Here is a 15,857-nt window from a genome sequence, read left to right on the forward strand (position 1 = left end):
ATTCCTTATTATAATTTTATAAATTAAGGTACCTTAGCTCAGATGGTAGAGCAATGGACTGAAAATCCATGTGTCCCTGGTTCGATCCCTGGAGGTACCACTAATTGCTCGGATGGTGAAATTGGTAGACACGCTGGACTTAAAATCCAGTGAACAGCAATGTTCGTGCGGGTTCAAGTCCCGCTCTGAGTACTAAAACTTCAATTGGCTTTGCTAATTGAAGTTTTTTTTTATTTTTAATTTATTAAAATTTACTTGTAAGATTTTGCCGTTAACTTCAAAAGTGGTAGAAAAACCTAAAGTTCAATTATTGGTTTAATTACTTCTCACTACTATTAAAATTGTATCTTATTTTTTATTTTATTATTAATATCTCTATTTTTAACATTCAAATTTTCTTGAAATTTATCCAAAGGATATTTATATTTATCCATTTTTAAGGTATTTGATAATCCTGAATTTTTTCCTTTAGAAGTATAACTTTCTATTAATAATCGTGCGGATAGATAGCAAACGGTTGATTCAGCTCCTTGATTTAAATTTACATTATTCTCTTCTAAACCATCATAACATCCGCCAGTAATAGGATTATACATTATATGACCTAAATGATTCTTTCCTAAAAACCAATCAAAAGCTATCTTCATATATACTTTGTATTCTGTATTGCCAATAGTCTTATAAAACAAATTCAATGCATGCATCATATAACAAGCTTCTATGGGTTGTTCACCATAGCTATTAGGAACAACTCCTTTCTCATGCCATCCATCATTACTAATGATTTTGAATTGACCATCTACGAACATTTTATCAATTAAAAAATTCATAGATTCTATTGCAATTTCTTTAGTTTTTTCTTCTGCTGTGATCAAATATGACAATAATAGTGCTTCAGGAAGAATACTATTCGCATAGGTTAACTTATGTTCAAACCAATTCCAATCTGGTGAACTAACAGAGCTATACATCGCTTGTATCTTTTGAGCTAAAATTTCTATTGTATTTTTTAATGGTAACGAAGGAAAAACACTACACCAATAATAAAACCCTTTAATGGCGAAAGCAATAGCTCTAGGAGAATTATATTTTTCTGAATTGTCTTTTACTTTTTTCAAGCATTCAGTAGCTTTCTCAGTTAGAAATTCAAGATCTTTTGATGGTGCCAGAGTAAGAAAATAACCAAGAGCCCAAATAGCTCTACCATTAGCGTCTTCTAAATTTTCATCACTATTTCTAGCCTCAATTGCATTATTTTTATCTACATAATTAATGAAATTCCCATTTGATATTTGGCATTTTTGTATGAAATTGATATAGATTTTCATATATGCTATATCGTCTTTTTCTCCTGTAAGTTGATAGTGTTTGCAAATAGCAATTAACGCCCTTGCATTATCATCTACTGTATATCCAGACTCTAAATCTGGATCTGAAATTTTACAAAACTGTATCATTCCAATATCTGTTGTCATTTTCTTCAAATGATCCATTTTAATTTTAGGATAGGATATTTTAATTTGGTTTAACCCTTTTGAAATCCTTTGGTATACTTCGATATGTTTTAATGCTGTATTTTCCCAAGAAGTCTTGGTAGTTTTTGCATAAGCATTCAGTGCCATTTGATTTCTTAAATTTTCATTTGCCAATAATTTGATAGTAGCGGCTGCAAATTGTTCTACATTTTGTATATCAACTAAAATACCGACATCACTGGTTAAACTCTCCATGGTATGCGGAATTTTACTTGCTACAATAGGGCAAGAGCAACTCATAGCATATGAAAATGTGCCACTAACTGCTTGATTAGGATCTTTCGAGGTGAATAAATAGACATCAGTAGCTTTGAGATAATCTAAAAGTTGATTTACTTCTAAATATTCATTTACAAATCGAACATTATTTTCTAAATGCAATTCTTTTACAATCTGCTCTAGCGAATTTCGATATTTATCTATATTATTTTCAATTGTATTAGGATGTGTTCTCCCTAAAATTAAATAAAGAACATTTGGAAATTGTTTAACTATTTCAGGAAGCGCTTTTAGTCCCGTTTCTATACTTTTTCCTTCTCCTAAAAGCCCAAAAGTGGATAGAATAATTCTGTCTTCAAAATCAAATTTTTTCTTAGCTTCAAGAGTAGTTTCATAATCTACTAAATGCGTTCCGTGTGGTACAAAAGCAATACTAGTTTCAGCTAAACCATAATCTTCCATTAAGATCTGTTTGGATTTGTTTGTCATCACAAAAATAGCTTCGGAGTAGCTGATTAGCAGTTGGACAATTGACTTTAAAGTTTCGTTAGGGTTTGGAATAACACTATGGAATGTAAATGCAATTGGTTTATTAATTTCATCTAGAAAATCTAAAAGATAATCTCCATATTGACCTCCGAATAATCCGAATTCATGCTGAATATGAACCAATTTTACATCTGGATCATTATTAATTTCTGTTGCCACTTTTTTGTAAGCTTCTTTATTTTGAGAAGGCAGATGATAAGCAGAGTTTATATTTGCATCTCCTTTGAATGTTATTTCGCAAATTTCACAACTAATACTCTTGCCGTAAATTTTATCAATGGCATGAATCGTATCTTCGGTAAAAGTTGCAATACCACAATGAGTTGGAGGATATGTCGAAAGAAAAACAATTTTTGATTTTGTAGATAAAGTTTTCATCTTTATGTTTTTATATTTTATTAATGCTTCATTTTGAAAATACTATAAAAAATTAAATTCTTAATTTTTATATTAGTAATATTTATATAAATCTTGAATTAGGTAACTTTAAAAATAATGTTGTACATAATGCTTAATTGCTATTTAAGCTTATGAAATATTAATTAATTAAGAGTTTATTAATGTCTTTATAAAAGATTTTGATTTTGTCAAATTCAAATTCAATACTTAAAATCTATTTTGATTTTTAATGAGCTATTCTTTGTCAAAACAACAAATTCTTATTTTTCTAATTTTAGTTTAGTATAAAAAGTAATACTAAAGATAACAAATAAATCTGTTTTGTAAATTTATAAATTACTACTAATATGATTGTTACATAATTATTAGTGTATTTTATACTATTTAAATTTTAGATATGTGAAATTTTAAAATTTGTAAAATTGAATGGAAAGTATAAATCCTATATTTTTTTTTGTAAATTTGAAATAAGACCTTTTTGTTTAAAACTTTAGCTGGACTGCAAAAAAATCATCTTTATAATAATTATTTCTTTTAACGGATTTAATAAAAGCGATTAATAAGTTAGAATAAATTATTTAATTCAGCCAATAGGTTCTTCTTCTTTCCTTTTAAAAAACGAGCTGTTTTAATTTAGCAAAGCTTGTTTATTTTAATAAAGTAAATTATACACTAAAAATAATTTTATGCGAATTCCAGTAATACGAAAAGATATAATTTTCGCTCCTGATGCGAAACGAGTTGTTGCAAGGTATTTTATGAATGGTGATGAGCGTACACAAAATATGGTAGCTCGTATTATGTTACTCACAGAAAAACAGGTTATTGATACTTTAGAACATACCTTGCGAGAGTTTGCGAGAAGACACCGAAATATTTCTAAAGTATTTTTTTCTCACTGTGAAAAGATAAGAAGTATTATTGAAGCTATGCAAATTGATTATAGTACTTTAACACAGGAAAGAAAAATGCTTATTGGGTCCTATTGTACAATGGAATACTCGTTAGAATCTGCTGCTTTCTTTAATCCATCAATTATTGAAGATTTGGATCAATCTGATCTTGAAGAAGGAGAAAAAAGAGTAATTATATCGTTTCGAGCTACCGGAGAAGGTCATATTTCATCTATTGTTTTTAGAAGAGGAATTCTCGATAAAAATAATGAACTAAGAGTAATGAAAATTGGTAATCATATTGATAAAGCAGAAATAGAACATAAAACATTGTATAACAAACAACGTTTCTTAATGAAACTGCGAGAAATGAATATTAGTGATAAGTATTCACATTCGATTATGCAGGAATTACCTCAGGAATTTGAGTATGCTATATTACAAAACTTACTCAATGACGCTTTAAACGATCCAACAATAAGCCATAATAGAAAAACTGCTCTCGAAGAGATAGTTTGGTTATCTGATTCTTTTTACGATATACAATTCAAACATGACTCTGATATTACAGAACGCGTTATTTTTCCCATATCAGAATCCGAAAGTCGTGGAATTGAAGATGCTCGATTTGTACGATTCATAGATGATGATAATTCAGAACGTATTATGGCCACTTATACCGCTTATAATGGCCATGTAATATTGCCAAAACTAATTTCGACTGAAGATTTTTATTCCTTTAGAGTGATGCCTTTATACGGGACCGGAGCCCAAAATAAAAATTTAGCCTTGTTTCCTAGAAAGATAAAAGGAAAATATGCGATGCTTTCTAGAATTGACGGAGTTAATAATTATTTAATGTTTTCTGATAGACCTACTCAATGGAACAATCCTGTAATTATACAAGAGCCTAAATATACCTGGGAATTTACACAAATAGGAAATTGTGGTTCACCACTTTGGACCACCGAAGGATGGTTGGTCATTACTCATGGTGTTGGCGCTATGAGAAGATATTGTATTGGCGCTTCTTTGTTTGATTTAGAGGATCCGTCAAAAGAAATTGGTCGTCTTAAGGAACCTTTACTATCACCATTAGAGGATGAACGCGAAGGATATGTGCCCAATGTGGTTTATTCTTGTGGATCAATAATACATAACAATAGTCTTATTTTACCTTATGCAGTTTCCGATTATTCGTCTACTTATGGTGTTGTAAATTTAGCGGATTTACTATTTGCTTTAAAAAACAGTAAGTAAATATAATAAGTATTCATTCTAAAAAATAGGATTTACTATTCTTTATAAATCTATAGAATTTCTGGAAGCTATTAATACACTGCAAAAATTTAAAACAAAGCAATAATTTTTTTTACAGAATTGTTAACTGATAACAATAAGTAATTAATAAAAAAACTTAGTTCCATTTTAAGTCAATTTTTTTATATATTTGTTAACCGAATGGTTAAACCATATAATTAAGAATAATGGCTAAGGAGAAATCAGATAATACGGAAATAGAAATATTAAATGCTGCCAAAGAGATTTTTCAGCAAAAAGGAATGGATGGTGCAAGAATGCAAGAAATTGCAGATAAGGCAAAAATTAATAAAGCCTTATTGCACTATTATTACAGAAGCAAACAATTGCTTTTTGAAGCTGTATTCAAGAGTGCCTTTGCATTATTAGCTCCTCAATTAAATAAAGTATTGAATGATGATAGTGATTTATTTGATAAAATAAGAAAATTTACAGACAGCTATATCTCATTTGTAATTAAACATCCTTACTTACCCAATTTTGTTATACAAGAATTAAATAAAAATCCAGAATTCATTCAAAAATTAAGATTACAAGAAAATTTTCCTTCTATAACTACTTTTAAATTACAAGTTAGCGACGCAATCGAAAAAAAAATAATAATACAAATTCAAGCGGAACAATTATTTATTAATATCATGTCACTGAATGTATTTCCATTTATTGCTGAACCGTTACTAACCGCTTTGATTAATGTAGATAAAAAAAAATACAATGAGATCATTCAAAATCGCAAAATTGATGTTGCTAATTTTATTATTAATGCAATAAAAATATAAATCATGAAAAAAAGGATACTACTAATATTGCTATTCGTGATTTCAATAATTTCAAATGCCCAAGAAACATTGACATTAGAGGATTGTTATGCTTTAGCAACAAAAAATTATCCTTTAGCAAAACAAAAGGAATTATTGCAACAAAAATCAAATTATGAAATTGATGCAATTACTAAAGGAAAATTACCCAAAATGGATCTCAATGCGCAAGCAACGTACCAATCTGATGTTATAGGATTTCCCAGTAAAATGCCCGGTGTAACTCCTATAAACAAAGATCAATATCGAGCGACATTAGATATAAATCAGCTACTTTATAACGGCGGAATGATTGAAGCTAATAGTGAGTTAAAACAAGCTCAAACTAAAACACAACAGCAACAAATTGAAGTGAGTTTATATCAGTTAAAAACTCGCATCCATCAATATTACTTCTCTATTTTATTACTTCAAGAAAAAAGTGAATTATTAAAATCTAAAAAGGAACTGCTGCAATCTAAAGTTCAAGAAGTTAAATCGGGTGTCAAATATGGTGCTATACTTCCTGCTTCAGAATTAATATTAGAAGCGGAACTATTAAAAATAAAACAACAATTGACAGAGATTGATTTTGAAAAAATAAAAATTACACAAAATCTTTCTGATCTAACTTTCACCAAAATAGATACACAAACAATACTTCTGACTCCTAATTCTAATTTAGAAAACAATAGAAATAATAGACCCGAAATCGTTTTTTATAATTTACAAAAACAACAATTAGAATTGTCCAAAAAAACCTTAGCTACATCAGTCTTGCCTAAGATAAATGCTTTCGCGCAAGCAGGTTATGGAAATCCAGGACTTAATATGCTAGATAATTCTTTTCAACCTTTTTATATTGCTGGTTTAAAAGCAAATTGGACTATTTTGGATTGGGGGAAAAATAAAATAGATTTAAAAACTTTAGACATCGCTAAAGAAATAATTGAAACTGAAAAGGAAACATTTGAATTGAATAATAAAATGCAATTGAGGGAGATAGAAAGTGAAATAGGAAAAACAAAACAATTATTAGAACTGGATAGCAATATAATTCATGTTCGAGAAAAAATTGTTACGTCTGCCAATGCTCAAATGAAAAATGGTGTAATTACCACATCAGAATATCTCACTGAATTCAGCAATTTGTACGAAGCAAAAAATAGTTTAAAAACTCACGAAGTACAATTGGCTGCAGCCAAATCAAGCTACGAAATAACCAATGGGAAATAAAAAATTCTCTAAAAACAGAAAGTAAAATGAAGAAAATAATCGTTTTAATTTTAATTATTACCGGAGTAATTTCCTGTAATACAAATAACGAAAAAGCAGATGGTTATGGGAATTTTGAAGCCACAGAAATTACTGTTTCCTCAGAAGCAAATGGAAAAATTGAATTTTTAAATCTTGAAGAAGGAGATTTAATAGAATTTCAAAAACAAGTTGGTTTAGTTGATACCTTACAATTGTATTTATCAAAACAACAATTGATTGCTTCTAAAACTACAGTTTCCTCAAAATCAATGAATGTGCTTTCTCAAAAAAATGTTTTAATAGCACAATTGAAAACCACAGAAATAGAGAAAAATAGAATACATAATATGTTTTCTGAAAATGCAGCAACAAAGCGCCAAGTAGATGAAATTGATGGAAAAGTAAAGGTAATTGAAGAGCAAATAAAAAGTGTTGGTACACAAAATGCTCCTATCATTAGCGATTTAAAATCTATTGATGTACAAATACAAAAAATAGATGATCAACTTCAAAAATGCAAAATTATAAATCCAATACAGGGAACCGTTTTAACAAAGTATGCAGAAGCTGGAGAAATAACTGCTTTTGGAAAACCTTTATATAAAATTGCGAATATTTTGGAAATGACTTTACGTGTTTTTGTAAGCGAAAAACAATTACCTCAAATCAAAATAGGACAAGAAGTTTCCTTAAAAATTGATGGTTTGAACGAAATGAAATCTTATAAAGGAACTATTTCCTGGATTGCTTCACAAGCAGAATTTACTCCAAAAATTATACAAACTAAAGAAGAAAGAGTGAATCTAGTTTATGCTGTAAAAGTGAAAGTAAAAAATGACGGCAGTTTAAAAATTGGAATGCCAGCAGAAATGTGGATAAAATAAAGCCTAAATATTTAAATAAAAAAAAATGAAAAATTCAATTATAATACTCATACTTTTTGTTTTAGTCAGTTGTAAATCGTTTCCCGTAGAACCATTAAAAACGATGAATTTAAAAGATTTACATACCGAACAAAAAGATGTTCAAACAGCACTTTTATTTACTCCCTCTGAGAATAAAGTGATGTCTTTACAAATTAATAAAGACAAACAACTATCGGAACACATTACAAAAGTCCCTGCTCTGCTAATTTGTGTTACCGGAAGTGGCAGTTATGGAGATGAAAGTGGTAGAAAAATTAGTTTAAAACCAGGTGATTATGTAAAAATAGAGCCCAATATAAAACATTGGGTTGACGCTTATGAAAACAGCAAGTTTCTATTGGTAAAATAATGAGCATCATAGTCCAAAACATATCAAAGTCCTACAAAACTAAAAAAGCAGTAGAAAACGTTTCTTTTGAAGTTAAGAAAGGGGAAATATTTGGATTAATTGGTCCAGATGGTGCAGGAAAAACAACGCTCTTCCGAATTCTAACTACACTATTAAAAGCAAATGAGGGAAATGCTTCTGTATTGGGGTTTGATGTGATAAAAGACTATAAAACTATACGGAGTTCCGTGGGCTATATGCCCGGTAAATTCTCATTGTATCAAGATTTAACTGTCGAAGAAAACCTTACCTTTTTTGCAACCCTATTTGGAACTTCTATCGAAGAAAATTACGATCTCATAAAAGAAATTTATATTCAAATAGAACCGTTTAAAAAACGAAGAGCGGGTGCTTTATCGGGCGGAATGAAACAAAAATTAGCCTTGTGTTGTGCTTTAATTCATGCGCCTAAAGTCCTTTTTTTAGATGAACCTACTACCGGTGTTGATCCCATTTCTAGAAAGGAATTTTGGGAAATGCTAAAAAGATTGCAACAAAAAGGAATTACTATTTTAGTTTCAACACCTTATATGGATGAAGCTTCTTTATGTGATCGAATTGCATTGATTCAGAATGGTTTGCTTTTAAAAATTGATTCTCCAGAAAACATCACTAAAAATTATGACAAAGTAATTTATGATGTTTCCACAAAAAACAGGCATGCACTAATTCATGATTTAAAAAATTATCCGAGCCAATATAGTGTGTATACTTTTGGAGAATACATTCATTATATCGACAAGCAAGAGAGGTTTAATTTAGAGGAATTACTTCAATATTTAAAGGATAAAAATCATACTGAGATAGAAATAAAAACAGCTATTGTTACTATTGAAGATGTTTTTATGGATTTATAATTTAATGGTTAAACCAAAAAATGGAAAAAGAGAAAATAATTGCTGTACAAAATTTGACAAAAAAATTTGGAGATTTCACTGCTGTTAAAAACATTTCTTTTGATGTTTATAAAGGTGAAATATTTGGTTTTTTGGGAGCCAACGGAGCTGGAAAAACTACGGCGATCAAAATGTTAATCGGAATTTCTAATCCTACATCGGGTAAAGCAACTGTTGCAGGTTTTGATGTAAAAGAAAAAGCAGAAATGGTGAAGAAAAATATCGGATATATGAGTCAAAAATTCTCTCTTTACGACGATTTAACCATTAAGGAAAACATTCAGTTTTTTGGGGGAATTTATGGTTTATCAAGAACTGAAATAAAATCAAAAACCGAATCGCTTGTTAAAGAATTACAACTGGAAACCATCATAAACAGTTTAGTAGGTTCCTTGCCTTTGGGCTGGAAACAGAAACTATCTTTTTCTGTAGCTTTATTACACGAACCAAAAATCGTCTTTCTCGATGAGCCAACAGGAGGGGTAGATCCTATAACTAGACGGCAATTTTGGGAAATGATATACAGCCAAGCTTATAAAGGAACTACGATTTTTGTTACAACTCATTATATGGATGAAGCAGAATATTGTGATCGAGTTTCGATAATGGTTGATGGTAAAATTGAAGCATTAGATACTCCAAAAAACCTAAAAAAGCATTTTAAAGTTGATTCTATGAATGAGGTATTTTTAAAATTAGCAAGAAATGTGGAATAAGGCTCTAGCATAAAAAAATTGAATAAATAAAAAGACCTAAAATCACTGAATTTACCGTTATTAAAAAATACAATTCGAGAATCTGAATTTATGAAAGTGATTGCATTCATGGCTAAAGAAAGACTTTTAGCATTCCTGTTTAAAAATATAATATGAAAAGATTTATTGGTTTTATAAGAAAAGAATTTTATCACATTTTTCGTGACAAACGTTCTTTGTTTATCCTTTTCGGTATGCCGATTGCTCAAATATTACTCTTTGGTTTTGCTATTACAAATGAAATAAATAATGTTGATATAGCCATATTAGACCATTCAAATGATGTAGAGACACAAAAAATTATTAATAAAATAAAATCCTCTCCCTATTTTAAAATAGAGAATCAAATTCATAATGAAAAAGATATAGAAGGTGAGTTTAAAAAAGGGAAAATTAAAGCTGTACTTATCTTTGAACCGAACTTTAGTAAAAATTTAGTAACCAAGAAAGTATCTACTTTACAAACCGTTACCGATGCTACTGAACCCAATGTAGCCAGCACCATCGCCAATTACACAACAGCTTTGATTCAAAATTATCAATTACAAAAAAAACAATCCAATAACCAAATAAAAGTACAAGTACAGTCAAGAATGTTTTATAATCCTGAACTCAAAAGTGTTTTTAATTTTGTTCCAGGTGTTATGACCATAATTTTGATGCTGGTTTCTGCAATGATGACTTCAATTTCTATTACTCGCGAAAAAGAATTAGGTACTATGGAAATTCTCTTAGTTTCGCCCATAAAACCTTTTCAAGTAATTATTGGAAAAGTTTTTCCTTATATATTTCTCTCTATCATTAATGCCATTATAATTTTGTTCTTAGGTTTTTTTGTTTTCGGAATGCCAATAAACGGCAGTCTTTTTTTACTGTTATTTGAAAGTATTCTTTTTATCATCTCAGCATTGTCATTAGGAATTTTAATTTCGACTATTTCTGATTCACAACAAACAGCCATGATGCTTTCCTTGATGGGATTGATGTTGCCCGTTATTCTACTATCTGGATTTATATTTCCTATAAAAAGCATGCCAATTCCTATGCAACTTATTAGCAATATCATTCCTGCCAAATGGTTTATAATAATAATAAAAGCGATTATGCTTAAAGGAGTAAGCATTCAATATATCTGGAAAGAAACCCTAATATTAATTGGAATGACTGTCTTTTTTATAACTCTAAGTATAAAAAAATATAAAATTAGACTAGAGTAAAATTGAAAAATAAATCATATAAATGAAAACAATAGGATTCATCATACAAAAGGAATTTAAGCAGATTTTTAGGGATAAGAACATGCTTAAACTTATATTTATTTTGCCCATTATACAATTATTAATTTTATCCAATGCAGCTACATTTGACGTTAAAAATATTGATATAATTTTTGTTGATAATGATCAAAGTAAAGCTTCTAGAGAATTAGAGCAATCCTTTAAATCTTCCAACTATTTCAATGCTAGATCTTCCTTTTTCTCAGAAAAACTAGCTCTTGAAGAAATGCAAAAAGGAAATACAGATGTAATAATAAATATACCAAATCATTTTGATCGAGACCTACAAAAAGAGGATAAAATAAGTATTGCAGTCACTATAAATGCTATCGATGCAGCTACGGCAGGTATTGAAAATGTATATATAAATCAGATTTTAAATACCTACAATAAAAATATCTTAGCCCAATCAAAATACTTTACTGAAAATAAAGAGATTGCTCAAAACATTTTGGTAATCCCATCCTTTTGGTATAACAAAAATCTTAATTACAAAATTTTTATGGTACCTGGTATCTTAGTATTATTGGTAACAATGCTAACACTCTTTTTATCATCTATGAATATCGTTAAAGAAAAAGAATTGGGAACATTAGAGCAAATAAATGTTACACCAATTAAGAAATACCAATTTATTATTGGAAAACTCTTCCCGTTTTGGGTTTTAGGATTGGTTATTTTAACGGTGGGTTTAATAATTTCGAAAGTAATTTTTGATGTACCTATGTTAGGTAATATGGCTTTAATTTATCTATTTACTTCTGTATACTTACTTTTAATTTTAGGAATCGGACTGTTTATTTCTAATCATTCTGATACGCAACAACAAGCTATGTTTATCGCTTGGTTTATCATGGTAATTTTTATCTTAATGAGTGGTTTATTTACACCTATAGAAAGTATGCCCAAATGGGCACAAAATAGTACACTAATAAATCCAATACGTTATTTTGTTGAAGTAATGCGTATGGTAATGCTAAAAGGTTCCGGTTTTTTGGATATTCTACCACAATTCATAATCATCAGTAGCTATGCCTTTGTGATGAATGCATTGGCAGTATGGAGCTACAAAAAATCAAACTAATCTTAATTTTTTATCCTCATTTTTTTAATAAAAGTATTTCAAAAGTAAACCTTTAAAGTTCTCGCATTTTTTGAAAGAAGTTTTTTTTATTTATAATTTACTCAAAATAAGGCGATTATAATTTTAATACTATTCAAAATATTCTTAAATTGGTAGTGCAAATATTTTTGTTATTCAATGATTCCTTTTTATAAATTCTTTACGATATAAAAAGACGCTATCATTAGGCAATCAACTTTTATAAAAAAATAGCACTATGGAAAATAAAAAAACAATAGACCACCTTCATGAAGAACATAAAACATGGTTAAATAAGCTTCTTTTTTATAAAGATGAGCTTGTTATAATGGAAAAAAGAATTACTGAAATAGCCGAAAAAAACACATCAGTAGAAGTACGTTCTTTAGTTGATCATTTTTACAATGAAATTATAATACAAAGAGAAGAAATTGATATTATAAAACATGATATCAATAGTCATGAAGCTTTTCTCAACATTGCTCTTAGCAAAAAACATGTTAATCTTGAAGATGAAAAACTACAAGATCATAAAAAACATAGAGAAAGTATTGCCATTTTTGAAAAACTATTCAAAGAACTTAGAGAAGAATTAATAGATTTTTTATCCAAATGGATGTAATTTAAAACAGTTAAGCAATATATTTTTTTTTGGTTTCAATTCATTCAATCAAATCAAAAAGCAGTACAAAATCTAGTTTGTACTGCTTTTTTTATTGTAATTATAGACTACTCAAATTTTAAATAAAGATTGTAACCAAAGTCACATTTAGTGTAAAATTTACATTCTATATTTATAAAATAATTAGAGTTGATTCTGTTTTTTTAAATTATTAATATTTCTAAAAAATTTAATAAAAAATTTATTTAAAAATGCAAAAGGGTAAAATGCGATAAATATTTAGTTTATAGTATCCTATTTTTTAGAATTATCAATATTGGCAACTGTTTTGATCCCTATTATTTCAAAACTATGAAACGAATTAATTCATATAAACAAAAAAAAAACAAATAAAATTGAAAACACCTTCAAAAAAAACACTGCAAAACGTTGCCTTTATCTTATTTATCGTTTTATTTCTATTCACACCTTTAGGCACTTTTGTGAAAATTCAACTCAATAGACTTATTTTTTTTTCGCCCAAAACTATTGCGGTTCAAGATCAAAAAGAACTCTCATCATACCAATGGAAACTAGTTGATGCTAAAGGAGAAATTATTTCATTACAACAATATAAAGGAAAAGTTATTTTCATCAATTTTTGGGCTACTTGGTGTCCTCCATGTATCGCTGAAATGCCTAGTATGCAAAAATTATATGATGATTATGAAAATAAAGTCGTTTTTCTGTTTGTCACCACTGATTCCTTTCAAAAGGCAAATCAGTTTTTGATCAAGGAAGAATTAAGTTTGCCTATATATCAATCTGCTTCAAATCCTCCATTAGAAATGCAGTCACAAACAATACCGGCTACCTATCTTATTGATAAGCAAGGAAATGTAGTGGTGGCAAAAATAGGTGCAGCTGATTGGAACAGTCATTCTTTCCGAAAAAAATTAGATAATTATCTTCTAGAATAAATAGTGATTTTGAAAAAGATTATTTAGTAAGAAATGGATCAGTTTAGATGATAATAGGTCAATATCAAATAACGTAATAAAAGATATATTAAAATTCCTATCACTAAAAATGCCACAAAACAACTAATTAAATTGAGCATTACATTCGGAATAAATTTTAAATGACGGTGCGAGAGAATAGGTTCTCTTCGCAGTCTTTCATGAATATTCTCCTTTATATTTATAATTTTATTTTTGATTGCGTTGCGATTTTAAAACTACGGATTGAAGAGTAATAATATTTAATGATCTAAATTACATATTATTTTAGAATATAAGCTAAAAATTAAAAAAACCGACTCATAAAAGTCGGTTTTTAATTTTTTTGATGATTTTACAAGGTATAATCAGTATTAATAAAATTTGAATCCTTACTATCTAGTAAAGCTTGTAAAATTCCGTTATTATAATCATTGTCTTTTGATGCTACAAAAGTTCTTATAGAAAAAGATCGCAAAGCATCATGAATGCTCAAAGTACCAACAGCAGAGTCTTTACGACCTGTAAATGGATAAACATCTGGGCCTCTTTGACAAGAACTATTTAAGTTGACTCTGCATACTAAGTTGACTAATGTATCTATTAGCGGTGCAATAGTTTTGATGTCTTTTCCAAACAAACTCACTTGTTGGCCATAATTTGATTCCGCCATATCATTCAATGGTTCCTGAATGTCCTTGAAAGTCATAATTGGAACCACTGGACCAAATTGTTCTTCATGATACACACGCATTTCTTTACTTACAGGAAATAAAACGGCTGGAAAAATATAGTTATCAGTATGTTTTCCTCCATTATCATTGATTATTTTAGCTCCTTTATGTACCGCATCATCAATTAATCCTTGAAGATAAGTGGGCTTGTCTTTCTCAGGTAATGGGGTTAATATTACTGATGAATCCCAGGGATTTCCAAAAACTAATGCATCTACTTTTGCAGCAAAACGCTTGTTGAATTCATCAGCTATTGTTTCATGAACATATAAAATTTTCAATGCTGTACAACGCTGACCATTGAATGACAAACTTCCTGTTATACATTCCTGAATAGCTAAATCTAAATCGGCGTCGGGTAAAATAATAGCAGGATTTTTTGCTTCTAAACCTAAGATCAAACGCAACCTGTTTTTATTTGGATGTTGATCTTGTAAAGCAATAGCTGATTTACTGTTTCCTATTAAAGCCAATATATCAACTTTCCCTGATTTCATAATCGGAGAAGCAACTTCGCGGCCGCGCCCATAAACAATATTGATTGTTCCTTTAGGAAAACTACTTCTAAAAGCTTCTAATAAAGGAGAAATTAATAAAACACCATGTTTAGCAGGTTTGAATATGACTGTATTTCCCATGATCAAAGCCGGAATAAGCAATGAAAAGGTTTCGTTCAATGGATAATTATAAGGGCCTAAACACAATACAACACCAAGAGGACCACGACGTACCAATGCATTTACACCTTGACTCTTAGTGAAACGAGAACTGTTACTGTCTAATAATTTATAATCTTCGATAGTATCATAAATATATTCTACCGTACGGTCAAATTCTTTTTGTGAATCACCTAATGACTTCCCAATTTCCCACATTAGATACTTGACCACTTCATTGCGAGTAATTTTCATTTGCGCAACAAAGTTAGACATGCATTTAATACGGTCTGCTACTTTCATAGTAGGCCATAAACCCTGACCGTTATTGTAAGCTGCACTAGCTGCAGCAACTGCTTCAAGACCTTCTTTTTCACCCATATTAGGTATGGATCCTAATATGGTTGGAGCATAATCATCAGTTGATGATATAGTCGAAAAAACAGGAGTAGTTTGACCTTCCCAATTTTTTAACTCACCATCAACTAAATAGGTATCTTGATTTAATAGTGTTTTAATTTGATATTCTTCTGGTATTAAAGTCATGTCTAAAGG

13 protein-coding genes and 2 tRNA genes are annotated in these 15,857 nt (G+C 29.3%); 13 read left to right on the forward strand and 2 right to left on the reverse strand.

Annotated elements, in window-relative coordinates:
* Positions 1-27: 27 nt before the first annotated feature.
* Both H2650_RS14605 and H2650_RS14610 read left to right on the forward strand, forming a co-directional pair.
* A tRNA-Phe gene (locus H2650_RS14605) sits at positions 28-100 on the forward strand.
* Positions 101-106: 6 nt separating this feature from the next.
* A tRNA-Leu gene (locus H2650_RS14610) sits at positions 107-192 on the forward strand.
* Between the two features lie 143 nt (positions 193-335).
* Here H2650_RS14610 and H2650_RS14615 read toward each other — a convergent pair.
* Positions 336-2,681 carry a glycosyltransferase gene (locus H2650_RS14615; RefSeq protein ID WP_188051565.1) on the reverse strand — a complete coding sequence of 782 codons (2,346 nt, stop codon included), beginning with the start codon at positions 2,679-2,681 and terminating at the stop codon, positions 336-338.
* A 707-nt stretch (positions 2,682-3,388) separates the two neighbouring features.
* On the opposite strand from H2650_RS14615, the gene H2650_RS14620 reads away from it, so the two are divergent.
* From H2650_RS14620 to H2650_RS14670, 11 genes are all read left to right on the forward strand, one after another.
* Positions 3,389-4,855: a glycoside hydrolase family 130 protein gene (locus tag H2650_RS14620; protein WP_188051566.1), complete on the forward strand. Its 1,467-nt coding sequence runs from the start codon at positions 3,389-3,391 to the stop codon at positions 4,853-4,855.
* A 227-nt stretch (positions 4,856-5,082) separates the two neighbouring features.
* On the forward strand, positions 5,083-5,694 hold the full coding sequence (locus tag H2650_RS14625; RefSeq protein WP_188051567.1) for a TetR/AcrR family transcriptional regulator: 612 nt from the start codon (positions 5,083-5,085) through the stop codon (positions 5,692-5,694).
* A gap of 3 nt (positions 5,695-5,697) precedes the next feature.
* Positions 5,698-6,948, forward strand: coding sequence for a TolC family protein (locus H2650_RS14630; protein WP_188051568.1), 1,251 nt, complete (start codon positions 5,698-5,700; stop codon positions 6,946-6,948).
* A 26-nt stretch (positions 6,949-6,974) separates the two neighbouring features.
* Entirely contained in the window at positions 6,975-7,853 is an 879-nt protein-coding gene (locus tag H2650_RS14635) for an HlyD family secretion protein (RefSeq protein WP_188051569.1), read from the forward strand.
* 25 nt (positions 7,854-7,878) lie between these two features.
* Positions 7,879-8,244, forward strand: coding sequence for a hypothetical protein (locus H2650_RS14640; RefSeq protein WP_255462925.1), 366 nt, complete (start codon positions 7,879-7,881; stop codon positions 8,242-8,244).
* Positions 8,244-9,140 (forward strand): ABC transporter ATP-binding protein, encoded by an 897-nt coding sequence (locus H2650_RS14645; RefSeq protein ID WP_188051570.1) that lies wholly within the window; start codon positions 8,244-8,246, stop codon positions 9,138-9,140. The genes H2650_RS14640 and H2650_RS14645 overlap by 1 nt, the downstream gene beginning before the upstream one ends.
* 20 nt (positions 9,141-9,160) lie before the next feature.
* Positions 9,161-9,895 carry an ABC transporter ATP-binding protein gene (locus tag H2650_RS14650; RefSeq protein ID WP_188051571.1) on the forward strand — a complete coding sequence of 245 codons (735 nt, stop codon included), beginning with the start codon at positions 9,161-9,163 and terminating at the stop codon, positions 9,893-9,895.
* A 152-nt stretch (positions 9,896-10,047) separates the two neighbouring features.
* Positions 10,048-11,151 (forward strand): ABC transporter permease, encoded by a 1,104-nt coding sequence (locus H2650_RS14655; protein ID WP_188051572.1) that lies wholly within the window; start codon positions 10,048-10,050, stop codon positions 11,149-11,151.
* Positions 11,152-11,173: 22 nt separating this feature from the next.
* Positions 11,174-12,295 (forward strand): ABC transporter permease, encoded by a 1,122-nt coding sequence (locus tag H2650_RS14660; protein ID WP_188051573.1) that lies wholly within the window; start codon positions 11,174-11,176, stop codon positions 12,293-12,295.
* 256 nt (positions 12,296-12,551) lie between these two features.
* On the forward strand, positions 12,552-12,935 hold the full coding sequence (locus H2650_RS14665; protein ID WP_188051574.1) for a hypothetical protein: 384 nt from the start codon (positions 12,552-12,554) through the stop codon (positions 12,933-12,935).
* 395 nt (positions 12,936-13,330) lie between these two features.
* Positions 13,331-13,894: a TlpA disulfide reductase family protein gene (locus H2650_RS14670; protein ID WP_223151121.1), complete on the forward strand. Its 564-nt coding sequence runs from the start codon at positions 13,331-13,333 to the stop codon at positions 13,892-13,894.
* Positions 13,895-14,267: 373 nt separating this feature from the next.
* On the opposite strand, the gene H2650_RS14675 is transcribed toward H2650_RS14670, so the two are convergent.
* Positions 14,268-15,848 carry an NADP-dependent glyceraldehyde-3-phosphate dehydrogenase gene (locus H2650_RS14675; RefSeq protein WP_188051575.1) on the reverse strand — a complete coding sequence of 527 codons (1,581 nt, stop codon included), beginning with the start codon at positions 15,846-15,848 and terminating at the stop codon, positions 14,268-14,270.
* Positions 15,849-15,857 lie beyond the last annotated feature (9 nt).

This window comes from Flavobacterium sp. GP15 (assembly GCF_014281985.1).
GTDB lineage: Bacteria > Bacteroidota > Bacteroidia > Flavobacteriales > Flavobacteriaceae > Flavobacterium > Flavobacterium pygoscelis.